The 23,601-nt window shown below is 59.3% G+C and carries 21 protein-coding genes and 2 pseudogenes; 20 read left to right on the forward strand and 3 right to left on the reverse strand.

Features of this window, described 5'->3' with window-relative positions; translation table 11 throughout:
- Positions 1–68: 68 nt before the first annotated feature.
- Together H4I97_RS20180 and H4I97_RS20185 are read right to left on the reverse strand one after the other, a co-directional pair.
- On the reverse strand, positions 69–1,004 hold the full coding sequence (locus H4I97_RS20180; RefSeq protein ID WP_182308732.1) for an acetamidase/formamidase family protein: 936 nt from the start codon (positions 1,002–1,004) through the stop codon (positions 69–71).
- Complete coding sequence (locus tag H4I97_RS20185) at positions 889–1,707, reverse strand: transporter substrate-binding protein (RefSeq protein ID WP_244658881.1); 819 nt, start codon at positions 1,705–1,707, stop codon at positions 889–891. Before H4I97_RS20185 ends, H4I97_RS20180 begins: the two co-directional genes overlap by 116 nt.
- Before the next feature lie 587 nt (positions 1,708–2,294).
- Between H4I97_RS20185 and H4I97_RS20190 the strand changes: the two genes are divergently transcribed.
- The 12 genes and pseudogenes from H4I97_RS20190 to H4I97_RS20245 all read left to right on the forward strand — a co-directional run bounded on the left by H4I97_RS20190 (position 2,295) and on the right by H4I97_RS20245 (position 15,691).
- Entirely contained in the window at positions 2,295–3,371 is a 1,077-nt protein-coding gene (locus H4I97_RS20190; protein WP_244658882.1) for a transporter substrate-binding domain-containing protein, read from the forward strand.
- Between the two features lie 42 nt (positions 3,372–3,413).
- Positions 3,414–4,079: an ANTAR domain-containing response regulator gene (locus tag H4I97_RS20195; protein WP_182308736.1), complete on the forward strand. Its 666-nt coding sequence runs from the start codon at positions 3,414–3,416 to the stop codon at positions 4,077–4,079.
- A gap of 221 nt (positions 4,080–4,300) precedes the next feature.
- A complete protein-coding gene (locus H4I97_RS20200; protein ID WP_182308738.1) occupies positions 4,301–5,548 on the forward strand; it encodes a transporter substrate-binding protein in 1,248 nt (415 codons plus the stop codon).
- Between the two features lie 60 nt (positions 5,549–5,608).
- Positions 5,609–6,478 carry an urea ABC transporter permease subunit UrtB gene (urtB, locus tag H4I97_RS20205; protein ID WP_182308740.1) on the forward strand — a complete coding sequence of 290 codons (870 nt, stop codon included), beginning with the start codon at positions 5,609–5,611 and terminating at the stop codon, positions 6,476–6,478.
- A 26-nt stretch (positions 6,479–6,504) separates the two neighbouring features.
- Positions 6,505–7,632 (forward strand): urea ABC transporter permease subunit UrtC, encoded by a 1,128-nt coding sequence (gene urtC / locus H4I97_RS20210; protein WP_244658883.1) that lies wholly within the window; start codon positions 6,505–6,507, stop codon positions 7,630–7,632.
- Complete coding sequence (gene urtD, locus H4I97_RS20215; protein WP_182308742.1) at positions 7,629–8,393, forward strand: urea ABC transporter ATP-binding protein UrtD; 765 nt, start codon at positions 7,629–7,631, stop codon at positions 8,391–8,393. The genes urtC and urtD overlap by 4 nt, the downstream gene beginning before the upstream one ends.
- Positions 8,386–9,081, forward strand: a complete 696-nt coding sequence (urtE, locus tag H4I97_RS20220) for an urea ABC transporter ATP-binding subunit UrtE (protein ID WP_182308744.1) — start codon at positions 8,386–8,388, stop codon at positions 9,079–9,081. Before urtD ends, urtE begins: the two co-directional genes overlap by 8 nt.
- A gap of 19 nt (positions 9,082–9,100) precedes the next feature.
- On the forward strand, positions 9,101–10,135 hold the full coding sequence (locus tag H4I97_RS20225) for an aliphatic amidase (RefSeq protein WP_182308746.1): 1,035 nt from the start codon (positions 9,101–9,103) through the stop codon (positions 10,133–10,135).
- Between the two features lie 69 nt (positions 10,136–10,204).
- Complete coding sequence (locus H4I97_RS20230) at positions 10,205–11,536, forward strand: purine-cytosine permease family protein (RefSeq protein ID WP_244658884.1); 1,332 nt, start codon at positions 10,205–10,207, stop codon at positions 11,534–11,536.
- Between the two features lie 58 nt (positions 11,537–11,594).
- A complete protein-coding gene (locus H4I97_RS20235; RefSeq protein WP_182308748.1) occupies positions 11,595–12,614 on the forward strand; it encodes an alpha/beta fold hydrolase in 1,020 nt (339 codons plus the stop codon).
- A 58-nt stretch (positions 12,615–12,672) separates the two neighbouring features.
- Positions 12,673–13,472, forward strand: a pseudogene (locus H4I97_RS20240) (AAA family ATPase).
- An 8-nt stretch (positions 13,473–13,480) separates the two neighbouring features.
- Positions 13,481–15,691 (forward strand): nitric oxide reductase activation protein NorD, encoded by a 2,211-nt coding sequence (locus H4I97_RS20245; protein WP_182308750.1) that lies wholly within the window; start codon positions 13,481–13,483, stop codon positions 15,689–15,691.
- Positions 15,692–15,970: 279 nt separating this feature from the next.
- On the opposite strand, the gene H4I97_RS20250 is transcribed toward H4I97_RS20245, so the two are convergent.
- Positions 15,971–16,282, reverse strand: a complete 312-nt coding sequence (locus tag H4I97_RS20250) for an NIPSNAP family protein (RefSeq protein WP_182308752.1) — start codon at positions 16,280–16,282, stop codon at positions 15,971–15,973.
- A gap of 140 nt (positions 16,283–16,422) precedes the next feature.
- Between H4I97_RS20250 and H4I97_RS20255 the strand changes: the two genes are divergently transcribed.
- From H4I97_RS20255 to H4I97_RS24870, 8 genes and pseudogenes are all read left to right on the forward strand, one after another.
- On the forward strand, positions 16,423–17,160 hold the full coding sequence (locus tag H4I97_RS20255; protein ID WP_244658885.1) for a TetR/AcrR family transcriptional regulator: 738 nt from the start codon (positions 16,423–16,425) through the stop codon (positions 17,158–17,160).
- Positions 17,161–17,337: 177 nt separating this feature from the next.
- Positions 17,338–18,663, forward strand: a complete 1,326-nt coding sequence (locus H4I97_RS20260; protein WP_182308754.1) for an extracellular solute-binding protein — start codon at positions 17,338–17,340, stop codon at positions 18,661–18,663.
- 204 nt (positions 18,664–18,867) lie between these two features.
- Complete coding sequence (locus H4I97_RS20265; protein ID WP_244658886.1) at positions 18,868–19,782, forward strand: carbohydrate ABC transporter permease; 915 nt, start codon at positions 18,868–18,870, stop codon at positions 19,780–19,782.
- Positions 19,783–20,775, forward strand: coding sequence for a carbohydrate ABC transporter permease (locus H4I97_RS20270; RefSeq protein ID WP_244658887.1), 993 nt, complete (start codon positions 19,783–19,785; stop codon positions 20,773–20,775). It abuts the gene before it with no gap.
- Between the two features lie 14 nt (positions 20,776–20,789).
- Complete coding sequence (locus tag H4I97_RS20275; RefSeq protein WP_182308756.1) at positions 20,790–21,887, forward strand: ABC transporter ATP-binding protein; 1,098 nt, start codon at positions 20,790–20,792, stop codon at positions 21,885–21,887.
- Positions 21,888–21,891: 4 nt separating this feature from the next.
- On the forward strand, positions 21,892–22,770 hold the full coding sequence (locus H4I97_RS20280; protein WP_182308758.1) for an FAD binding domain-containing protein: 879 nt from the start codon (positions 21,892–21,894) through the stop codon (positions 22,768–22,770).
- Positions 22,767–23,249, forward strand: coding sequence for a (2Fe-2S)-binding protein (locus H4I97_RS20285; protein ID WP_182308760.1), 483 nt, complete (start codon positions 22,767–22,769; stop codon positions 23,247–23,249). The genes H4I97_RS20280 and H4I97_RS20285 overlap by 4 nt, the downstream gene beginning before the upstream one ends.
- Positions 23,246–23,599, forward strand: a pseudogene (locus H4I97_RS24870) (xanthine dehydrogenase family protein molybdopterin-binding subunit); the annotation flags it as partial. The gene H4I97_RS20285 and the pseudogene H4I97_RS24870, both read left to right, overlap by 4 nt.
- Positions 23,600–23,601: the final 2 nt, after the last annotated feature.

Genomic DNA, 23,601 nt, shown 5'->3' on the forward strand with positions numbered 1-23,601 from the left:
GCACACGCGAACGTTCACGGAGGAGAATGGTTGACGGCCGCGGACGATTCGCGGCCGCCGTCGCTGTCTTACTCGAAGATGCTGCGCGGGAAGTAGAAGGAGACCACCCAGTTCGGCATGTCGACAATCTCGCTGATACGCAGATCGCCGCAAACCGAGCAGAGCATGTAGGCCTCGTCCGCCGGCATGTTGTGGGTCTGGACCAGAAGGTCTACCATATTGGCGACGGCCGCCCTTGCGCCTTCCATCAGGTCTGGCCCGATCCCGGTCGTCACCTCGTATCCCTTCGTGTCGAGGTGGCGGGTGACGGGTCCCGGTGTTGTAAACCGCGGCATGGCAAGTCTGGTGTCTTTGACCAGATCGAGCGTCACGGTCACGTTCATCTGGCTTTCGATCGCCGTTCCGCAAACCTCGCCATCGCCCTGCGCTGCGTGGGTGTCTCCAATCGAGAACAGACCGCCCGAGACCTCAACCGGAAGGTAGAGTGTCGTGCCCGCAGTGATGTCGCGAATGTCAAGATTTCCACCAACTCGCCGTGGCGGCACAATGCTGTGCGGCCCGGGCTCTGCCGGAGCAAGGCCGATCGTGCCGGCGAACGGCTTGAGCGGAACGCGTCCATTCTTGCCGTAGAGCGCCGGCTCCATGGTTTTCTCGTAGTTCCACAGAAGAAGAGCCGGATCCTTGAACTGGTCCGCCAGCAGGCCAAAGCCAGGAATATTGGCGGTCCAGCCAAAGCCCGACGGTTCGAACTCGTGGATGGTGATCTTCAGCACGTCGCCGGGCTCGGCCCCATCCAGATGGATGGGGCCGGTGACCGGATTGACCTTCGAAAAGTCCATCGACGACACGTCCGCGACGGTGCTTTCGCGCGTGTAATGGCCGGCGCTGCTATCGAGACACTCGAAGCGGATGGTCGATCCAGGGGCCACCTTTTCGACCGGAGCGATCGCGTTGTTCCACCCGAAGGCGGATCTCTTCGATGATGCGATCGATGTCGGTGTCACCGATCGGGATGTGTCTTTCGCCGAGCACAGTTCCGCCTGAACGTGTCACCACGTCACGCGCGAGGCGGCACGTCTCCCAGCCCCACACGTAGTTGGAGCCCAGAAGGAAGGCGTTGCGGCCGTATGTGGGCAACACGTGCTCGAGCAGCAACAGGATGTGCTGGTTGGCGCAGGCTCCGACATAAACGACGTTCTCGTTTGCTTCAAAGCCCTCGTAGACGCAAGGGTACCAGAGGAGCGCCTGCGTCTTCTCCATCACGGGAATGACTTCCTTGCGACTCCACGACGTCGTGCAGCCGACGACATGCTGGAGCGATCTGTCTTTGATTAGATCGGAGGCCAGAACAGCGTAACGGTCAGCATTCCCCTGTGGATCGGCAATAGCCGGGGCAAGGGCAAACGGGCTGCCGCGACGGTTGACCTCGTCTATGCCGGCCATCGCTCCGCGGAATCCCTGTTCGCCAAGCTCGGCATAAGGACCGGAGCGCGAAAACAGGATGCCGATTTCGATGACGTTCTTTGACAATTTCGATGGCCCCAAAAGCAAAAAACCCCACAGGGGATAATCTCCCCGGTGAGGCGCAAATGCCCGCTTTCCTAGATTTACACTGAATAAACGGGTTGGGCTTGCAGCTGTCAAGCCGTTTTTGCGCAAACTTTGGAGTTGCCTAATATTTATGCGCCGCGCCTGCTTGTAAGACAACTAGACCGCCTGAACGGCACTCGGCCGGACAGGCAGGGCGGCAAGGCGCGACGGGGGGTGCATCAGGCGTCCCAGCAAAACAACTCAGGTGCGAAGCGAGACTGGTCCAGGCTCTTCAAACGCAATCGCTTCTGGTTACGGAATTCCCGCTTCGTTCCCTTCGTGCTAAAGGGGGGGACATGCTCAAGGGATGGCAGTCGTGCCGGCGCCAGGAATTGACCAGATCACCTCGTGTTGACATTCCTCATATCTCGATCCTATCGTGAACCTACGTCAGGTCGGTGACGGGTGGCAGGGCTGCCGCCATACTTCTGAGCGCAATGTCGCCTCCTATGCCTCGCATCCTTTCGAGGCTGGGAGGTTTTTTGTTTTCTCACGAGAGAATGAAAACAAACGCGAATAGCAGAACCCGGACTGACGGTACTTCGGCAGGCTGTGGCGACAAGGCGATAAGACCTTACCAGCGCCAGCCGACAAAAAAAGGGGATCAAGAACAGGGATGAACAGAGAAAATGGGAGCTACCAACCGATTCCAGCGAAGTTCCGCGCCATGGCGTGTCGGTGTCCTCTTCTCGAAGACCGGATTCATGTCCGTTATCGAGGAAACACAACTGCGCGGCACCCTAATAGCCATCGATGAAATCAATGACTGCGGAGGCGTCAACGGGCGCCCGATCGAGGCCGTCGTCTACGATCCAGGCTCGGAAGTTCGCTCGTACGGACAGTATGCCAAGCGCCTGATGGTCGAGGACGGTGTCAGTACGATCTTCGGCTGCTACACCTCCTCCAGCCGCAAAGCGGTGCTGCCGGTGGTCGAGCGGCTCGACGGTCTCCTGTGGTATCCGACACTTTACGAGGGTTTCGAATTTTCGCCGAATGTCATCTACACGGGCGCGACGCCGAACCAGAATTCAGTGCAGCTTTGCAGAGCGCTGATGAGCCAGTTCGGTAACCGGTTCTTCTTCGTCGGCTCGGATTATGTCTACCCACGGGAATCCAACCGCGTGATGCGCGAATTGGTGCGCAACAACGGCGGGACCGTCGTCGGCGAGCGCTATCTGCGGCTGGAGGCCGATCGCAGCGAATTTGTGCCGCTCGTGCGCGAAATCAAGCATGCCCAGCCCGACGTCATTTTCTCGACAGTGGTTGGGGAATCGACCACGTTCCTTTATCAGGCCTATCACGACCTCGGCCTAAACCCGAAAACCGTGCCGATTGCGAGCCTTACAACGACCGAGGCGGAAATCCGGGCGATGGGCTATGATGTGGGCGAAGGCCATTATACGGCCGCGTCCTATTTTCAAGGCGTCGACACTGCGAGCAATAGCAGCTTCGTTAGCCAATACCAGAAGCGCTATGGCGATGACGAGCCAACCAACATGTGCCTCGAAGCCTCCTATTTTCAGGTGAACCTTTTCGCGCGTACGCTCGAGCAGACAAACTCGCTCGATACAAGACAATTGCGTACCTCTGTGATGGGAGCGGAATTCGAGGCGCCGCAGGGCTGCGTTTCGATCAATCCAGTCTGGGGGCACGCGGACGTCTGGACGCGCATCGGACGGGCGAACCGCCATGGTCAATTCGACATCGTCTTCCAGTCGTCGGCAAGCGTGAAGGCCGATCCGTATCTTATCGGCTACGGTCGTTCTCTGGAGAATTGTTGAATGCGAATAACGGGAACGGATCGTCCCGGGCGGGAGGAGCAAATGCCTGACATGTCGAGGGCAGACCACGGACATGACCGCTGGATCGGCGGCCAGAGGCCAGAAAACCGAACAGGAGCGGAAGAGCGCGCATCCAAACAGGGCGCTTTACCTGCTGAATTCACCGTTGCTGTCATTGTCGAGCGGGATGACAATGGCGAATTCCTGATTCGGGAGCTGCAGCGCCAGCGCGTCACCGTTCGACACATCTGGCCGAAGCCGGCGCAGATCCCACTGCAGTATGACGCGATCTTCTGCCAGTTGTCGGACGATCTTCCGCAACGGATTCCCTGGGTGCCAGGCGAACCGTCGTCGGCCCTAATCCTGGTCGATGATGGCAAAGCGCCACTTAACTTAAAGCTGATCCACAATTGTGCCGCACATGGCCTCCTGCACTACCCAGCCACATCCCGGATGATCCAGTCGGTGTTCATGCTGGGGCGCGAGCATTTCCAGTATGAGCGGCGCCTCCGCGGGCGCATCGATAAGCTCGACGAAAACCTTCGGACGATGCGCCTCGTCGAGCGGGCAAAGGCGCTGCTCATCCGGCTGAAGAACGTCAGCGAGGAGGAGGCTTACAACTTCCTTCGCAAGCAGGCGATGGAGAAACGTGTGACGATTGGGGCTGTCGCAGCGGCGGTGATTGACTCCCACGAACTTCTCAGTTAGCTTTCTTTCACTGTACGCAGCAAAGGAGCTGCGCACATCAAGGGTGACGAAACCCCCGCAAGTCCGTGGAAACGGAATGCGGGGTTTTTTGTTTTTCTACATGACCTAGTGCATTCCCGCGGCGAGGATGCCGCAGTTAAAATCCAGAGGCGAAGAGGCCCCGACACGTCCGTCCTTCCGACGGAGCAGTGCGGGGCCTTTGTTTTTGATGGAGACAGAGGGTGAACAAAAACAGGCGTGAATTTCTCAAGACCAGCGCGGCAGTTGGCGCATTCTCGTTGGTCGGCTTTCCACATATCTGGTCAAAGAATTCCTCGCTGGCCTTCGCACAGGGCGGCGAGATCAAGGTCGGGGTTCTCTTCTCGCTTACGGGCACGACTGCGATCATCGAGGAGTCGCTCAACAAGGCGACGCTGATGGCGATCGAGGAGATCAACGCGAGCGGCGGCATTAATGGGCTGAAGATTACTCCGGTAGTCGAGGACCCCGCCTCCGATCCGGCGACGTTTGCGGAAAAGGCCCGCAAGCTGGTGCTCAGTGATCATTGCGTCTCCGTCTTCGGCTCCTATACATCCGCGAGCCGCAAAGCGGTACTTCCGGTTTTCGAGAAACAGGAAAACCTGTTTTGGTATCCTACGCTCTATGAGGGGCGCGAGTGCTCAAAAAACGTAATCTATACGGGCGCAGTCCCCAACCAGCAGCAGGACGACTTCATTCCCTGGCTCGTCGAGAAGTTCGGCAAGCGTTGGTACCTGATCGGCTCCAATTACATTTATCCGAAGGAAGAGAACAACTATTGCAAGAAGCTGCTCGAAGGGCTCGGCGCTGAGGTAATTGCAGAGGAATATGTGCCGCTCGGCCATTCCGAATTCTCCTCCGTCATCAACAAGTTCCGCTCGGAAAAACCGAACGTCATCTTCTCGACGGTCGTGGGTGACTCGGTGGTCGCGCTGCACAGACAGTACCGTGCTGCAGGCCTTGACCCGGCGGCGATGCCGATGGCTAGCCTCACCACTTCGGAGAACGAGGTGGCGGCGATGGGAGGCGATGCAGCGGCCGGTCACTTTACCTCGGCCCCATATTTTATGGTCTTCGATTCGCCCGAGAACCAGCGATTCGTCGAGGCCTACCGGTCGCGGTGGGGTGGCGACAAGGTCACGCACTTCGTTTCGGAATCCGCCTACTTCCAGGTGCATCTTTTCAAGCAAGCCGTCGCCAAGCTCACGGCGGGCGACATTAACCCGCTCACCATCCGCGAAGCCGTGAAAGGAGAGGAATACAAGGCGCCGCAGGGCCTTGTGAAGGTCGAGCCAGAAAACCTGCATTGCTGGCTGCGCCCGAAGATCGGTCAGTGCAAACCAGATGGGCAATTCGACATTCTGACGCAGTCCGCCGACTGGCTCGAGCCCAACCCCTACAGCGCTTACCCCAACCAGAAGTGCACAGCCGAAGGCCTCAAGCAGATTTGATACCACGAGCCGCCGGCGACTGATTGTCGGTCGCCGGCCAAACCTGCGGAGGAGGTGGAGATGGATTTCGTCGTTTCACAGATTCTGACCGGTCTCAGCCTGTCATCAATCCTGCTTCTTGTGGCCTTGGGGCTTGCGATAATCTACGGGGTCACCGGCGTTATCAACCTTGCCCATGGCGAATTCGTGATGCTTGGTGCCTATTGCACTTGGCTGCTGCAGACCGGGTTTGGTTTGAGTCTGCTTCCAAGCCTCGCCGTCGTTTTCGTCCTGATTGCCGCCCTGGGCTGGTTGATAGAGCTTACGGTGATCCGTCACCTCTATGATCGGCCGCTCGATACGATCCTCGCAACGTGGGGGCTCGGCGTAATGACACAGCAGATCGTTCGGCTGACAGCCGGCGGCGAGCTTCGCTACGTGCAGATGCCGTCGTCGCTCTCCGGCAGCGTCGATATTCTTGGAGCGACGGACTCGGCCTACCGGGTCTTCGTTCTGGCCGTAGCAGTCGGCCTCTTCCTCGTTACCTGGTGCATCTACCGCTACACGTCTTTCGGGCTGAAGCTGAGGGCAATTACCCAGAACCGCGCCATCGCGTCGAGCTTCGGCATCAATTCTGCTTCTGCCTTCCGGATGACCTTCGCCTATGGAGCGGGCATTGCGGGGCTCGCTGGCGCGCTGATCTCGCCTTTGAAGAGCGTGTCGCCGGAAATGGGCACAACTTATGTGGTGGACGCCTTCATGGTGGTTGTGCTCGGCGGGGTACAGAGCCTGCTCGGCACGTTGGCAAGCTCGGCCTTGCTCGGCGAGACGACAGGCCTCATCGCCTTTTACAGCAACGATACGATCGCCAAGGCGCTCGTTCTCCTCGCCATCGTCATCGTCATCCGATTCCGGCCACAGGGCCTGTTCGCCCATAACGTCCGCGCCTGATCGCCCGACCAAAGAGAGGTATACCCTTGTCTGGAAAAGTCTCACGCCAAATCCTGCTATACGGCGCGGTCTGCCTGCTGCTCCTGCTGGCGCCGGTCCTGATCGACGACGCGTTCCTGCTCAACAAATATGCCCGCTACCTCATCTTCGGCATGCTCGCGATCGCGCTCAGTCTCTCATGGGGTTATGCCGGCATCCTCAACCTCGGTCAGGCGACGACCTTTGGTATCGGTTCCTACTGCATGGCGATGTTCCTTAAGCTGAAGACCGTGCCGATCCACACGGGCAGCGACGGGCTCCCCGATTTCATGGTTTGGAACAACGTTACCGAACTTCCCTGGATATGGGTGCCGTTCCAGTCGGTGTCGTTCGCGCTGCTCGCAGGCATCCTCATTCCGGCGCTGTTTGCCGCGCTCCTCGGCTGGTTCATGTTTGGTGGCCGAGTCACGGGAGTCTACGCCGCGATCATAACACTCGCTGCTATGGTAGTGATGAACCTCATTATCATCGACCAGCAGAGCTACACCGGCGGGTTCAACGGCATCACCGATCTCGCCCAGTTCGAAATCGTCGGCCTTACGTTCGACGCCTATTCCACCTCGACCTACTACCTCGTCGCCGCCTGTCTTACCGTGACGCTTTTCCTGGCGTTCGCAATCTCGCGCAGCAAGACTGGCCTCATCCTGCAGGCTGTACGCGACCAGGAGGAACGGGTGCGTTTCTTCGGTTACGACGTTGCACTCTACAAGACCTTCGTCTTTGCGTTGTCCGCTGCAATCGCCGGCCTTGCGGGCATGCTCTACACAATCGTCATGGAATTTGCCTCGCCGACCTTTCTTGGCGTGCCGCTCAGCTTGTCCATCGTGATCTGGGTCGCTGTCGGCGGCCGGCAGAGCCTCCTTGGCGCAATGCTTGGCGCGCTGCTCGTAACCGGTGTCCAGGGCGCTCTGTCGGAATCCGAGGCTTTCCTCGAAACCTGGACTCTCGTCATGGGCGGGCTCTTCGTCCTCATTGTGCTGTTCATGCCGAAGGGGTTGGCGGGCGTCTTCGAAACCTTCGCGCGTCGTTTGCCTTCTCCGAACGGCGAGCAGGGCACGCGCCACGCCAGCGACCAGCAATCCGAGTCCCGTCCCCATCTCGGAGGTGCGCTATGACACCCGCACGCGAACAGCTTCTCGGTCTGAAAGCGGTCACTGTATCGTTCTCGGGTTTCCTCGCGGTCGACCAGCTCGATTTCGAGGTAGCTTCCGGCGAACTCCGATGTCTCATCGGTCCCAACGGAGCTGGCAAGTCCACGACCCTTGACCTCATCTGCGGCAAATCGCGGATCATCGCTGGCGAGATCGCCTTTCGGGGCAAGCCGGTCCACGCTCTCAAGGAGTTCCACATCGCGCGTGCCGGCATTGGCCGCAAGTTCCAGGTGCCGAGTGTTTTCCGCGAACTCACTGTGCGCGAAAATCTTGAGATCGGCTGTTCGCGCGATCCAGGTGTCTTGCGCAACCTTTTCCGCTTCTCCGGCGGGTTGGACACCGAACGGGTGGAGCGTCTGGCGCTTCTCGTCGGTCTTGAGGACCATTTGGACATCCAAGCGGGGCAGCTTTCCCATGGGCAAACGCAATGGCTGGAGATCGCGCTGATCCTCGCCCAGGACCCAGCGCTCATTCTCATGGACGAGCCGACGGCCGGCATGACGGCGCATGAGACGAACATGACGGCTAAACTCTTCAATCAATTGCGTGGCAAGCACACGCTCATCGTCGTCGAGCACGACATGGGTTTTGTGCGCGACATTGCCGAGACGGTTTCGGTCATGCACCAGGGCAAGCTGCTGGCACAGGGAACTGCAGACGAAGTCTCCGACGACGCTCGCGTCCGCGAAGCCTATCTCGGCTCGGGAGGTATCGGCCGTGCTTGAGCTTTCTGATGTTGATGGTTTCTATGGCCGCAGTAGGGCCCTCCAGTCCGTCTCACTGACGGTGGGGGAGGGCGAGTTCCTGAGCGTGCTCGGGCGCAACGGAGTCGGAAAGACAACGCTGCTGCGTACCATTCTCGGACTTATGTCGCGGTGCACCGGCTCGATCCGTCTCGACGGCGCGGAGATCAATCACCTTGCAACGCACAAACGAGCCCGTGCAGGGCTCGGATACGTGCCGCAGGGGCGCGGCATCCTCCCGAATTTTACCGTGCGCGAAAACCTACTGCTCGGCACGTTCGCGGCCCAGAAGCCAGCACGCTCGATCCCCGGCCACGTGTTCGACCTTTTCCCGGTTCTGAAGGATTTCCTCGGTCGGCGCGGCGGCGATCTCTCCGGTGGTCAGCAGCAGCAGCTCGCGATTGCCCGGGCACTGCTCTCGGAGCCGAAGATCCTGCTGCTGGATGAGCCGACGGAGGGCATCCAGCCCAACATTGTTGAGCAGATCGAAGACGTATTGATCGACCTAAACCGTAAGCACGGCCTAACCATCATCCTGGTCGAGCAGAACATCAATTTCGCGCGGCGAGCCTCTGACCGCTTCGCGATCCTCAATCGCGGGAGCGTGGCGGTGTCTGATGGCATCGGGGCGCTCAGTGATGACCTCATCCACAGCCACCTCGTCGTCTAGACGTGAAAGGAGAACAGAGATGTACCATGGTGATATCAGCAGCAGCAAAGACACCGTTGGCGTTGCTGTCGTGAACTACAAGATGCCGCGGCTGCATACGAAGGCCGAAGTCCTCGAGAACGCTCGCAATATCGCGGAGATGATTGAGGGCATGAAGGTCGGTCTGCCCGGGATGGATCTCGTAATCTTCCCGGAATATTCGACGCATGGAATCATGTATGATTCCAAGGAGATGTACGAAACTGCCTCGCAGATCCCCGGCGATGAGACGGCGGTCTTTTCCGAAGCTTGTCGAAGGGCCAATGTCTGGGGCGTTTTCTCGCTGACGGGCGAACGCCATGAGGAGCACCCCCACAAAGCACCCTATAACACACTAATACTCATGAACAACAAAGGCGAGATCGTGCAAAAATACCGCAAGATCATGCCTTGGGTGCCGATCGAGGGCTGGTACCCCGGCGACTGCACCTATGTTTCAGAGGGCCCCAAGGGCCTGAAGATCAGCCTCATCATCTGCGACGACGGCAACTACCCGGAAATCTGGCGTGACTGCGCGATGCGCGGTGCCGAGTTGATCATCCGCTGCCAGGGATACATGTACCCAGCCAAGGAACAGCAGGTGCAGATCTCGAAGTCGATGGCCTGGGCGAACAATGTCTATGTCGCTGTCGCCAATGCAGCGGGCTTCGATGGCGTCTATTCCTATTTCGGCCATTCCGCGATCATCGGTTTCGACGGCCGCACGCTCGGCGAATGCGGAACCGAGGAGTACGGCATCCAGTATGCGCAGCTCTCCGTCTCCGCCATCCGCGATGCTCGCCGCAACGGTCAGTCGCAAAACCACCTCTTCAAGCTCCTGCATCGCGGCTACACGGGCGTAATCAACTCGGGCGAAGGCGACAGGGGCGTCGCCGCCTGCCCCTATAACTTCTACGCCAACTGGATCAACGATCCGGAAGGGACGCGCGACAGAGTGGAAGCCATCACGCGCAGCACGGTCGGCACGGACGAGTGCCCGATCGACGGACTTCCGCACGCTACCGCACATCGGTGATCCCGCCAAGGCAGTCCGGCGCCCCGGCGCCGGGTAGACCCATTCATCAAAACAAACGAGGGAACGAACGTGTCCAGACACTCCACACAACCCGGCGAAGCCTCGCCGCTCGATGCCGACCATGTGCTCGGCGAAGAATATGAACATGTGCCCGTGCCTATTGCGGCCCGGCACAGCCTCTTTTCGATGGTGGCGGTCTGGGCCGGTTTCCCGATGATCATCACGGGTTCCATGACGGGGTCGATTCTCGTTCTCGGCATGGGCTTTTCTCGCGCGCTCGTCGCAATGATCCTCGGTAACCTGATCATGTTTGCCTATGTCGGAGCGCTCGGCGTTTCGGCGACGAAGTGTGGCAGGAATTTCGCGTTGACCGCCTCCCAGGTCTTCGGGACAAAGGGTTATATGCTCGCTTCCGGTCTGCTTTCGACACTGCTCCTTGGCTGGTTCGCCGTACAGACCGGCATTACCGGCGCTCTCATCGCCAGTACCTACGAGATGAACTATGTCGCAATGTCTGTTGTGGCGGGTCTCCTCTACATAGCGATCACCTTCATTGGTGTCCGCGGCCTGCATTTGATCGGACTCGTATCCGTGCCGCTTTTCTTGGTGCTCGGCCTTTTCGTCGTGCTCCATTCCGCCTCGACCACGACGTTCGAGGCGATCTGGACCTATGCTGGTAACAACGGTGTTGCGACGATGTCGATGGGCGTTGGCCTGACGGTCGTCATCGCCCTTTTCATCGACGCTGGCACCGTAACCGCCGATTTCAACCGTTGGGCCAAGACCGGCACCCATTCTCTTATCGCGACCTTCTCGGCTTTTCCGCTCTCCAACCTCGTCGCCATGCTGGTGGGCGGTATCCTGACAGCAGCTCTGGCGGTGCCGAATGCCAACCCTTTCGGCGCGGATAATATGTTCGGTTACATGAACAAGATGCAGATCGGCTGGCTCAGCGTGCTCGCCTTCCTGTTCCTCTATATCAATCTCGGCTCGGTCTGCTCGCATTGCCTCTACAATGCGGCAACCGGCTGGTCGCGTATCCTCCATTCGAGAATGCGACTGCTGGCCGTCGTGCTCGGTATAATCGGCATCGCAATTGCCGCAGGCAATGTCTGGGCCTTCTTCATTCAGTGGCTCTCGCTGCTCGGTATCGTCGTTCCGCCCATCGGCATGATCCTTCTCGTCGAGGCCTACATATTCAAGAACAGTGGCAAAATCGAAAAGGAATGGCGCTCGACTCCCTTCATCTCCTGGGCAATCGGGGCCACCGTAGGCTTTATCGTTGAGTTCTACGCACCGCAGCTTTCCACCGCGATCAGCGCGGGTATGGTTGCTGGAGTTGCCCATCTCGCGCTCTCTTCGCTGAAGGATCGGCGGTCCGCCGCAGGCGCATCTATCTGAGACCGGCGGCGCGCGCTCGTGCGCCCCGAACACCCCTTTCCAAAGAAGGAAGCATAGAATGACGATCGACTATGAAATTTTCGAGCTCGGGGATTTCGCCTTGCAGAACGGTGCGATCCTGCGTGAGGCCAAACTCGCCTACAAGACATTCGGATCCCTCAGCGCCGAGCGGGACAATGCCATCATCTACCCGACCTGGTACTCCGGCCAGCACTATGACAACGAATGGCTTGTTGGCCGAGGCATGGCGCTCGATCCCGACAGGTATTTTATTATCATCCCGAACATGTTCGGAAATGGTCTTTCCTCCTCGCCGAGCAATACGCCGGAGCCCTATAACGCCGCCCGCTTTCCGAGGGTGACGGCTTATGACAATGTCCGTGCCCAGCACAGGCTAGTCACCGAACATTTAGGAATCTCTCATCTGCGGATGGCAACGGGATGGTCCATGGGCGCGCTCCAGACTTTCCACTGGGGTGCCATGTATCCCGATATGGTTGACCTGCTTGCGCCCTTCTGCGGCTCGGCAAAATGCTCGCGCCACAACTTCGTTTTTCTCGAAGGCGTGAAGGCGGCTCTGACGGCGGACGACGCGTTTCGCAACGGCTGGTACACGGAGAAGCCGCAGAAGGGGCTTCGCGCGGCCGCCCGTGTCTATGCCGGCTGGGGTTTTTCCCAATCCTTCTACCGTGAGGAACTCGACCTGAAAACGCTGGGCTATGCCTCCCTGGAGGATTTTCTTATATCCTTCTGGGAAGGCTTCTTCCTTCCGAAAGACCCAAACAACCTGCTTGCGATGCTCTGGACGTGGCAGCACGGCGACATTTCGGCAAACGAACTTTACAATGGCGACTACAAGGCGGCACTCGGCGCGATCAAGGCCAAGACTTACGTGATGCCGGGTGAAACCGACCTCTACTTTCCGACCGAGGATAGCCAAAACGAAGTCGCTAGCATGCCGAATGCGCGCTTCGTGCCGATCCCTTCGATCTGGGGTCACTTCGCAGGCGGGCCCGGCACAAATCCCGTCGACGTCAAATTCCTGGACGAAAAGCTGAAGGAACTGCTGGCGTCCTGAAATCCCCTTGCGCCGCGATGACCGGCAGCGTTGCGGCGCCAACTCCAAGAGGCCTGTTGTGACAAACCTCGATGCCTATCGAATTTCCAGCGAACCGTTCTATCGGGCAGTCGACAGCGAGATCGAGCTGTTCGAAGCTGCCCACAAGAGCCGGATGCCCGTCATGCTCAAAGGGCCGACCGGCTGCGGCAAGACGCGCTTCGTCGAGTACATGGCGTGGCGCCTCGGCAAGCCGCTGATCACCGTCTCTTGTCATGAGGATATGACTGCATCGGATCTTGTCGGCCGCTACCTGCTGGATTCACACGGTACGGCCTGGCACGACGGACCGTTGACGCTCGCTGTTCGCGGGGGGCAATCTGCTATCTCGACGAGATTGTCGAGGCTCGACAGGACACCACCGTCGTCATCCACTCACTGACAGATGACCGCCGCATCCTGACACTCGAAAAGAGAAACGAGGTCGTCAAAGCCCATCCGGATTTCCAGGTCGTGATTTCCTACAATCCTGGGTATCAAAGTGTGCTTAAGGACCTTAAGGAATCGACCAAGCAGCGCTTTTCTGCGATTGCGTTCGGCTATCCGAACTCGGATGTCGAGGCCGAAATCATCAAAAGGGAAGCTGCCGTCGACCGGAGGACGGCGGACACGCTGGTCCGCATCGCCGCGCGCTCGCGCAATCTCAAGGGGCATGGTCTCGAGGAAGGCGCGTCCACCCGAATGCTAATCAATGCCGGATTGCTTGTTGCGGCCGACATACCGATCGAGAGAGCCTGCCAAGTTGCTATGGTCGTGCCGATCACCGATGATCCCGACCTGCGCGACGCCCTGACCGGGGCAATCGCCGCCTGTCTCTGAGGGGCTTCATGTCGGATGCAGTGACCATGCACGAACCTCACGGATTTCCGCCCGAATGGCAGGATCGCTGGCATGTGGCCCACAGCCGCATCGAACAGGCCGGCTATGGCGAGCTCGTCGCAGCCGCCTATCGCCGGGCCGGACCGGAGCTCGCTGCGCGAATCGGCCCGGCCTTTGCCGTGCGACTCGCGTCGGCAATCTCGCAGGTGGCAATCCGATCGGGACGGCTGGCCGCTAGCCTGGTACCGCAGGCGGCGCTTCTCGCGTCGCGGCGTTTTCAAGGAACTGTGGCAATGGATTCCTGGGCGGCGGCGCTCGACCAGACCGCACGCCAAGCGCCCGAAGGGGTTCTTCCTTTGCTGGAGAACACAGGCAAGCTCGTGGCGGCGCTCGATGCGCCGGGCTTCATTGCCTTCGTGCGCATGGGACTTCATCTTGCCGATGGGAATCCAGAGCGCAGGCGCGCCTTCTTCGCACTGGAAAGTGCCGAGGCAGTCAGACTTATTGAAGGGACAGCTGGAGACGGCGGTCTTGCCGAATTGCGGCATGGTCTTGGCCTCTTTCTCGGTGCTCTGTGGGGAATTTCGCCGCCGATCGCCGAGGCTCCGCCGGATGCGCCCGAGCAGATGCGACGTCGGCCTGGTTTTGGGGGCGGCGGCTTGCGTTTGCCGTCCGCCTTCGCGGGCTTCGGCGGCGACGAGGCCAAGCTGCTCTACCGGGCAGCGGTCGCCCATATTGGCGCCCACCATCGCTTCACGCGCACGAAGTTTCCAGTCGCCGAGCTGAAGCCAATGCAGATCGCTCTGGTTTCTCTTATCGAGGATGCGCGCATCGAAATGCTCGCCTCCCGGTCTATGCCGGGTCTCTCCCGCCTCTGGCGCCGCTTCCATGTTGCGCGGCCGGAAGGCCCTGCTGTCGCAATAGCTCTGATGGCGCGTCTCTCGCGGGCGCTGGCGGATCCGGACTACGAGGATCCGCATGCTTGGGTGAAAAAGGGCCGGGCGTTGTTCGAAAAGGCCGCCCGCGAAGACGTCGACAATCAGCAGCTCAGTCGCCGTATTGGTGGCCTGCTTGGCAACGACATTGGCCAGATGCGTCTGCAGTTCGATGCGCGGGCCTACGTGGTCCAGCCACCCTACCGTGACGACAATTTGGGAATTTGGGACTTCGAGCGCGACGATGACCAGGTGCCAGTCGAGATCAAAACAATGCTCGAGGGTGCTCGGATCGACCAGCGGGTTGGCGATGATGGGCGACGCGAGGAGGCCGAGGATGGCGATACTGAGCGCGGAAAGCTAGTCGAGGCACAGGACGACGACCGCTCGGTCGTCACAAACTATCCGGAGTATGATCACGTCACCGGGCGGTATCGGCCCAACTGGTGCCAGGTACGTGAAATGCCGGGTCAAATCGACTCCCTCGGGATAGCGGCCGCCTTGAGGGAGGCGCGTTCAGATCTCGTAGACCGGCTCACCGGGCTCATCAAAGCGTCGCGGATTAACCGTCAACAGCGAGTTCGCGGTCAAACGGAAGGAGAATTTATCGATATCGACGCTGGTATTGACGCCATGATTGCGCGCCGTGCCGGCGCTGCGCCCGATACGCGAGTGTATTGCAGATACGAGCGGCGCTCACGCGACATGTCGGTGCTTCTCCTCATCGATTCCTCTCGGTCGACGACGGAAAGAATGCGCGGTTCGACTAGCACGGTGCTGGAGATGGAACGGTTATCGACAGCCCTTCTGGCGCGCGCGATGACGGATGTAGGCGACGCCTTCGCCATCGCGGCCTTCTGCTCCAACGGGCGGGAGGACGTACGCTACGAGCGCGTAAAGGATTTCGGTCGGCCCTTCGACGCGGGAGCTCTCGACCGCCTTGCTGGCCTTGTAGGCGACTATTCGACCCGCCTCGGTGCGGTCATGCGCCATGCGGGAAATGACCTTCGCAGCCAGAAGAGTTACCGTCGGTTGCTGATGATCGTCACGGATGGCGAACCCTCCGATATTGATGTCGATGATCCAGACTATCTCGCAGAGGACGCCCGCGCCGCGGTTCACGAACTCAACCGTGATGGCATCGACGTTTTCAGCGTGGTCCTTGATTCAGCCGCAGAATCGTACGCGCGAAGGATCTTCGGCCCGAAAGGCATGGTGCGGCTCGATTCGATTGACCGTCTGCCCGATCTGCTACCCGGCCTCTATCTGAGGATGCGCGCTTAGCAGATGGAAACAACCATATCCACGTGGCTCACAGGAGCCTTTTTCGGTTCATCGCGACCAATCTGCTATTTGTTTCGGCAAAGTTCAATGCGAGCCGTGGATTGATCTTCAGGAGGCACGCTTCGACCGCCATGAAATGTTCAAAGGCATTTGACAGGCCTCTGTCGGTTCCTCGCAAAGATCGGCGGGCCCGACCTAGGCACTGCGATCGGCGCGATCGCGCCGCCTCCAGGGACCGCGTTTCAGATCGACTGGTGAACCCCGCAGCGCGTGACAATGTCAGCGCTGCGGAGAGAACGCGGCCGGCAACATGAAGCAGCTCTCCTGATGGACTAGGAAGGGAAGAATCCTGGGCACAAAGGCCTGCCACTCCGGATCGGCGCCCATCTTTGCGCGCTGTGCGGTACGATGGGCGAAATCGTCGTACCCCCAGATAAAAACAACCGAGTTGAGGGTGCCGCTCTCTGTTGTCCAGCAGCCGATAAGCCTTGCATATCTTGTGATAATGGCGAGGCCCTCCTCTTCATAGATCTTCAAGAACGCGCCAGCAGAGCCCGGCTTCATCTCGTAAATGCGCTGTTCGTAGATCATCTGGATTCTCCCCTAAATATTCCCGCTCAAACGCCCGGCAATCTTCGCCGGTACCAACTCCTGCACCATGCCCATCATGCATTAATTCGTCAATTGACGACATGATGCCCACTATTGATAGTTGGAAACGGTTCGGCGATATGAGTGATCAAGGCCAGAGGGCGTCAAACGCCGGGAGCGAGGACAACGTGAAGGCGAAATCCACCAATTTGCGGGGAAGTCAAACCGGTGCGGGACAGGTCGGTGCGGCTAAGGGCAAGAAGAAGGAAAAGCGCATGCCCTACGCCGAGCGGCGCGCGCAGATCTTGGAAAAGGCGACCGAACTGTTTGCCGAATACGGTCTCACGGCGCAGACGCGGGCTCTTGCAGCTGAATGCGGGATCTCCCAAAGGTTGCTGTACCGCTTTTTTCCGACAAAGGAAGATCTGCTGAGGGAGGTCTATGATACCGCCATCCTCGGACCTTTCCAGGCTGTCTGGTTTGCAGAACTGAGCGACCGTTCCCGACCGATGCACGACCGACTGAACGATTTCTACAACGATTATCTCGATACGGTGCTCGGACGACGGTGGCTGCGGCTTTTCCTCTATTCCTCGCTGGCCGAAGCGGATATGGCGCCGAACTATATCTCCTCCATCATCACCAAGCTGACGGAGACGATCGTCACCGAAACGGCCCGCGAGCGCGGCATCGCGCTTCGCATGGAGCCGGAGGCTATCCACGAGATCGGCTGGACAATTCACGGGGCGCTCTCTCACTACGGAATTCGTCGTCACATTTATCGCGCGAGTCTGATCACGCCTCAGACCCGGGTTGTCGATATGCATGTCCGGGCGTTCCTCAGCGGCTTCGACGCAATGGTTGAGCAATTCGAGTAGATCGAGGTCTGGTTTCGGTAGAGGACAACGCATATCAGGAGGTTGTTCCTCATTCGAAAGTCGTCAATTGACGACAAACGAAATCGCTGTTAGCTTTTTTTAATCGAGATTGAGAATGTCACCGCGGCTGCCGCCCGTGACAGGTGCGGTTTCGATGAAAAAAAGGGGAAAGCAAGGATGAAAACTGGGTTTGGACGCGCAATCGGACGGCGCGATTTTCTTAAGGCTTCGGCCGTGGCCGGCGGCGCCGCGCTGGCATTTCCGGGCATGACGTTTGCTGCCGGCAATACCATCAACTATCAGACGTGGTCGGCGGCCGTCGATCTGGTGAAGAGCCATATCGCGGCCTTCGAGAAGGCCAGCGGCCTGACCGTCGACTATGCAAACGCGCCATGGGCGCAGTATCGCGATGCCATGGTCACCAAGTTCGTCGGCGCAGCACCGCTGGACGTCCTTTGGGTATCCGACGCCTGGTTGCCGGAATGGGCCGAGGCAAAGTGGATTGCTCCGATCAATGCATACGACAATCTGATGGCCTACAACAGCGATGCCGAGGCCTTCTGCACCGATTCCATGACCTACAAGGGTGAGCAGTACGGTCTCACCTACTATACCGACTACATGGGCTTCATCTACGATGCGGAAAAGCTCTCCGCCGCCGGCTTCTCTGCTCCTCCCGCGAGCTGGGATGAGCTTGTCGAGCAGGCGCTGGTGATGAAGCAGAAGGGTATTGCCGAATTCCCGCTGATGCTCGCCATGGCCAAGGAAAGCTGGCTTATCGAGTTTATGTCGGCGATGGTCTTCTCGCATGGCGGCCGCTTCACCGACGACAAGGGTGACTCGATCATGCAGGAGGAAAAGGGCGGAGCTTTGTCTGCCCTCCAGTGGGTGGTTGACACGGTCAGCAAGCACAAGATCGTTTCGTCGGGCTGCGTGGAGACGGGTGAACTCGCGGGCCTGAAGGCCTTTGCCGCCGGCAATCACGCTTTCGCGCTGCTGCCGAAATATCGTCTTGCCATGCTGAACGATCCAGCTCAGTCGCAGATTGCCGGTCGCGCAAAGCAGGCACTGATGCCGATGGGCGCAAATGGTTCCCACGCAACGGTCGGCTGGATGCGTTTCCATGGCATGTCTGCGCAGGCTGCTGCCGACAAGGCTCGCGCCGACAATGCCGCCAAGCTGATTGAGTGGTTCGGCGGCAAGGCAGATGGGCAATACACGTTCCAGAAGCTGCTTTTCCTCGATCTTGGCTCCGGCTTCGGAGTGAAGCCGCTTTTCGAGGATGCCGATGTGCGCGCCGCATACAACAAGTATGGCGATGTGGAAATGATCCAGCAGCAGCAGGCTCTCGCCCAGAAGAAGGATGTCGTCACTCCCTGGTTCGGTGATTGGAACGAGGTGAATGGCGCGGCCTGGCAATCGGCGATCCTCGGAAACGCTTCCCCGGCCGATGCCCTGAAGCAGGCAGGCGAGGAATGGGACGACCTCAAGTCGCAGTCATGAGTTGGCGGCTTGCTGGCCCGCGATGACGAGCGCGGGCCACCCAATTCAGGCATAAGTAGTAGGTGTGATGCGACATGCCGCCAGGCGGGCGCAGTGATCGAGCACAGCTCATTCTGCACGACCCGCTTGGTGTCGGCCAATGGACTGGTGAAGTCGAGCGCGGCCTAGCTTTTGCGGCAGGAACTTGAGGGAGATCCCCGGATTATGGTGAAGACAACAGGGGGAATGGCCGCGAGCGTGCGGCGGCATTTCAACTATGAGGAGCGAACGGCGTATCTCTTCATAGCGCCGGTCATGGCAGTCCTTGGCCTTGTTGCGGTTTTCCCGATCGCATACTCGTTCTATCTCAGCTTTTTCCAGATCAAGCTGACCCGTCCCAATCGCACTCCGTTCGTCTGGCTCGACAACTATCTCGAACTCTTCAGCGATGACCTGTTCTGGACCGCGGTATTGCGCACGGTAACGTTTACCGTGATCTCCGTGACGGCCGTTACCGTCTTGGCCCTCCTGGCAGCCTTGTTGCTGAATGAGAAATTTCGTGGACGGCGTCTGGTCAGCACCGTGCTGCTGATCCCTTGGGCGATACCCTATGTTGCTGACGCGCTGATGTGGAAATGGATCTACGATTCAGGCTACGGCGCGCTTAATGGCCTCCTCTATCAGCTTGATTTTATCGACAAATACATGGTCTGGCTCGGCGACCAGAACAAGACGTTGCCGCTGATCGCCAACGCCTTCGTCTGGAAGGAGGTGCCGCTGGCGACGATCCTGCTGCTGGTGTCGTTGAAGTCCATCCCGCAGGACCTCTACCAGGCGGCCCGTGTCGATGGCGCTCCGTTGTGGCAAAGGTTCATCCACGTCACGCTTCCCTCGATGCGGACCGGGTTCATGCTTGTCATCATCTACGAGACCATGATCGCCATCCGCCATTTTGACCTGTTCTTCATCCTCACAGAAGGCGGTCCCGGGACGGCTTCGCATGTTCTTTCCTGGGAAATCTACGTCGAGACATTCCGTAACCTTTCCTTCGGCTCGGGTGCGGCGATGTCCTACCTCTTGGCGTTGGTTACCTTCGCGCTCGCCTTTTTCATCATTCGAACCCTTGGCAGGAGCGTCTAAATGGAAACGGTTCACCAGACCCCTGCCAGCGAGAATTTCGTCGGAAGACCGGGCCACAGGCGTGGCATCAACTACAAGCGGCGCAGTGAGTTCTTCAGCTGGATGCATCGCGGCGTCATCTTGCTCGGCTCACTGACGATATTGTTCATCGTTCTGGCGCCCGTCGGCTGGCTCGTGTCCTCTTCGATGCAGACCGAGGCCGAAATCGTTTCGGTGCCGCCGCATTGGATACCCGACCAGCCGACGCTGAAGAATTTTCGGGCGATCTTCTCGGCTGGAGACGAGGAAGTCACCTATGAGACTCGCAGCACGCAGGACCCGTCCTCCGGCAACTATATTCCCTCAACTGCGCGCAACCTCTTGCCGGCCATGCGAAACAGCTTTGTGGTGGCGACGCTGGTGGTCATCCTGAATCTGCTGGTCGGGGTACCTGCGGCGTATGCGATGGCGAAGATCCGATTCCTCGGACGATCGGGGTCGGTCTATTTCATTCTGACGACGCGAGTCATTCCCGATATCGCGCTGGTCGTGCCGTTCTTCTTGGTCATCAAGAATCTCGGCCTACTCGACAACATCATGTCGCTGGTCATTACCTATCTAGCGATCACCGTTCCGTTTACGGTGTTCATCCTGATCCAGTACTTTGAAGGGCTTCCGGATGAACTGGACAAGGCGGCGCGCGTGGATGGTTGTTCGCGCTTCCAGACCCTGACAAAGGTCTACCTGCCGCTTGCTCTTCCCTCTCTGGTCGCGGTGATCCTGTTCGCCTTCCTGACCAGCTGGAACGAGTTCCTCCTGGCGTTGATGTTCACCCAGACGGCGCAGTCCCAGACGCTGCCGATCGTCCTCGCATCGTTCACATCCGACTTCACCATCAGCTTCTCGTTCATCAACGCGGCGGGTCTTCTCGCTATCGTGCCGCCGGTGATCGTCGCCATCATATTCGAACGCTACATCGTGTCTGGTCTGACGGCCGGTGCGGTGAAGGGTTAACAGGGAGTTCGCCAGTGGCCCGTATCCTTTTTGAAAATGCATCGAAGCGCTACCCGAACGGGTTTGTCGCGCTCGAAAATCTCAATCTCGAGATCAAGGACAAGGAATTCGTCGTTCTGCTCGGACCTTCGGGTTGCGGCAAGTCGACGACGCTCAACATGATTGCCGGCCTTGAGGAGGTCTCCGAAGGGAACCTCTTTTTCGACGACGAGACCGTGAATTTCACGCCGCCGCATCACCGCGACGTGGCCATGGTGTTCCAGAGCTATGCGCTCTATCCGCATAAGACGGTCTACGAGAACATCGCTTTCGGCCTGGTGATGCGCAAGCACCCCAAGGACGACATCGACCGCCGGGTGCGTGACGCGGCGCAGCGGCTGGAGATCACCCATCTGCTCGACCGGCGACCGAGCCAGCTCTCCGGCGGGCAGCGGCAGCGCGTCGCGCTTGGACGCGCGATGGTGCGCAAGCCGGCAGTGTTCCTCATGGATGAACCGCTGTCGAATCTGGACGCGGCGCTGCGTATTTCCATGCGAGCCGAGATCAAGGAACTGCATCGCAGCATGCAGACCACATTCGTCTACGTGACTCACGATCAGGCCGAGGCGCTGACGCTTGCAGACCGTATCGTGGTGATGCGGAACGGACTTGTACAGCAGATCGGTACGCCCGACGAAATCTACGAGCATCCCGCAAATACCTTCGTCGCCTCATTCCTGGGCAGCCCACCGATCAACTATCTCGACGGTGAGCTGGTCGTCGAGGGGGACAAGGTGACCTTCGTGCGCGGGGAGACGAGGCTCGATTTCGCGCCGGAGCGTGGCAAGAAGCTTCTCGGGCAAAGTGGACGCAAGGTGAAGCTCGGCATTCGCGCGGAAGATGTCGATGAGCGGTCGGAGCCATCCAGCGGAGAGGTGATTGCCGGAGCCGTGACGTCGGTGCTTCCGGTCGGGTCCGACCAGTTCCTGGGCCTCCAGGTGGAGGGTGAGGAGCTGTTCTTCCGCATCAACAAGGATCTGCGTCACAATTATGGAGACAAGATCAAGCTGTCGGCGAATACCGGCAGGTTGCATGTCTTTGACGCGGACACCGAAGCAAGCCTGATCGGGTAGCAGGATGAAACCGGCGTCGTTCGAATATCATCGACCGCAGACTTTGGAGGCGGCGCTTCGCCTGCTCGCGCATTATGGCGACAAGGCCAAGCCGATCGCGGGAGGGCAGAGCCTCGGCCCGATGCTGAATATGCGGCTCGCCCGGCCAGAGCACCTGATCGACCTGAATGACCTCGTTGAACTTGATTTCATTCGCGTCTCGAACGGTGCGTTGGAAATAGGTGCCATGACCCGGCATCAGCGGGTGGCGACAGCGCCCGAGGTCCGTCGGGCACATCCCTTGCTTGCGGCGGCGGCTTCGACGATCGGACACTATGCGATCCGCCAGCGCGGCACGTTGGGAGGTAGCCTGGTTCACGCGGATCCCGCTGCACAAATGCCGCTCATTGCCGTTCTTGGCGGGGCGAGGATTGTAGTGTGTGGGCTTGACGGACAGCGCGAGATCGATGCAGTCGATTTCTTCCGCTCCGTGATGACGGTCGACGTTCGCCACGGCGAGATGGTGACCTCGGTCCGGTTTCCCCATTTGTCGGCGAATTCTGGTTGGGCCTTTGAGCTTTTCAGCCGACGGCGTGGCGATTTTGCCATCGTCGCGGCTGCGGTGACGCTGCTGCTGACCAGGGACCAAAGATTGGCATCCCTGGAAATGGCGTTCGGCGGCGTCGGTTCCGTACCCGTGCGGCTTGATGTGTCGGCGGTGGCAGAAGCCGGAGCAATGCCAACCGAAAAATGGGTCGCGGGTGTTTCCGCATTCGCTGCACAATCCATCTCGCTCGAGGACAGTGCGCCGATCCCGGCGGTTTTCCGCCGTGAAGTGGCAGCATCGCTCATGGAAAAGGCGTTGGCGGCGGCCCTAGCGCGTGCGCGCGGAGAGACGGTATGAGCGACGCCAGATTGATATCTCTCATCGTAAACGGCGAGACTCGCGAGACAATGGTTGAACCGCGCAAGCTGCTTGTCGACGTTCTGCGCGAGGACTTCGGGCTGACAGGAACGCATGTCGGTTGCGAGCATGGGGTCTGCGGCGCCTGCACGGTCCTCATCGACGACCAGCCGGCGCGGGCGTGCCTCACTTATGCCGTCCAGATGGAAGGGCATGAGATCGCGACGATCGAGTCGGTGGGTGGAATTGGCCTGAGCCCGCTTCAGGAGGCCATGCATGAGGAACACGGGCTGCAATGTGGCTTCTGCACACCCGGTATCATTATGACCTTCGAGGCTTTTCTGCGTGATACGCCGGATCCGACAGAAGAGGAGGTGCGCGATGTTCTTTCGGGCAATCTCTGCCGCTGTACGGGCTACCAGAACATCGTTGCCGCGGTCATGAAGGCAGCGGCGGTTATGCGGGAGGTGCGGTCGTGAGCAAGGCAAGCAGCTTCCACTACATTGGCAAACCGTTGGCGCGAAAAGAAGACAAGCGTCTTGTTACAGGGCAAGGTCGCTATCTGGACGACATCGTCGTACCGGGCGCGCTGCATGTCAGTTTCGTAAGGTCGCCGCATGCCCATGCCCGCATCCTGGGAATTTCGACGGATGCAGCGCGGGATCTGCCCGGCGTCACGGGAGTTTTTACCGGCGAGGACCTCGACAAATGGACCAATCGCCTGCGGTTGGCACCGCCAATTGAAGGGCTTCACCCGACTGAGATCGCGACGCTGCCGATCCACAAGGTGCGGTTCCACGGCGACTTGGTGGCTGCAGTGGTGGCGCGGGA

It is taken from the genome of Ciceribacter thiooxidans, from assembly GCF_014126615.1.
GTDB lineage: Bacteria > Pseudomonadota > Alphaproteobacteria > Rhizobiales > Rhizobiaceae > Allorhizobium > Allorhizobium thiooxidans.

Coding starts and splice junctions, on each gene's coding strand:
- urtD (WP_182308742.1), top strand. CDS start 7,629: ATGACACCCGCACGCGAACAGCTTCTCGGTCTGAAAGCGGTCACTGTA.
- H4I97_RS20265 (WP_244658886.1), top strand. CDS start 18,868: ATGGTGAAGACAACAGGGGGAATGGCCGCGAGCGTGCGGCGGCATTTC.
- H4I97_RS20280 (WP_182308758.1), top strand. CDS start 21,892: ATGAAACCGGCGTCGTTCGAATATCATCGACCGCAGACTTTGGAGGCG.
- H4I97_RS20255 (WP_244658885.1), top strand. CDS start 16,423: ATGAGTGATCAAGGCCAGAGGGCGTCAAACGCCGGGAGCGAGGACAAC.
- H4I97_RS20190 (WP_244658882.1), top strand. CDS start 2,295: ATGTCCGTTATCGAGGAAACACAACTGCGCGGCACCCTAATAGCCATC.
- H4I97_RS20270 (WP_244658887.1), top strand. CDS start 19,783: ATGGAAACGGTTCACCAGACCCCTGCCAGCGAGAATTTCGTCGGAAGA.
- H4I97_RS20250 (WP_182308752.1), bottom strand. CDS start 16,282: ATGATCTACGAACAGCGCATTTACGAGATGAAGCCGGGCTCTGCTGGC.
- H4I97_RS20195 (WP_182308736.1), top strand. CDS start 3,414: ATGCCTGACATGTCGAGGGCAGACCACGGACATGACCGCTGGATCGGC.
- H4I97_RS20285 (WP_182308760.1), top strand. CDS start 22,767: ATGAGCGACGCCAGATTGATATCTCTCATCGTAAACGGCGAGACTCGC.
- urtB (WP_182308740.1), top strand. CDS start 5,609: ATGGATTTCGTCGTTTCACAGATTCTGACCGGTCTCAGCCTGTCATCA.
- H4I97_RS20235 (WP_182308748.1), top strand. CDS start 11,595: ATGACGATCGACTATGAAATTTTCGAGCTCGGGGATTTCGCCTTGCAG.
- H4I97_RS20260 (WP_182308754.1), top strand. CDS start 17,338: ATGAAAACTGGGTTTGGACGCGCAATCGGACGGCGCGATTTTCTTAAG.
- H4I97_RS20245 (WP_182308750.1), top strand. CDS start 13,481: ATGTCGGATGCAGTGACCATGCACGAACCTCACGGATTTCCGCCCGAA.
- H4I97_RS20225 (WP_182308746.1), top strand. CDS start 9,101: ATGTACCATGGTGATATCAGCAGCAGCAAAGACACCGTTGGCGTTGCT.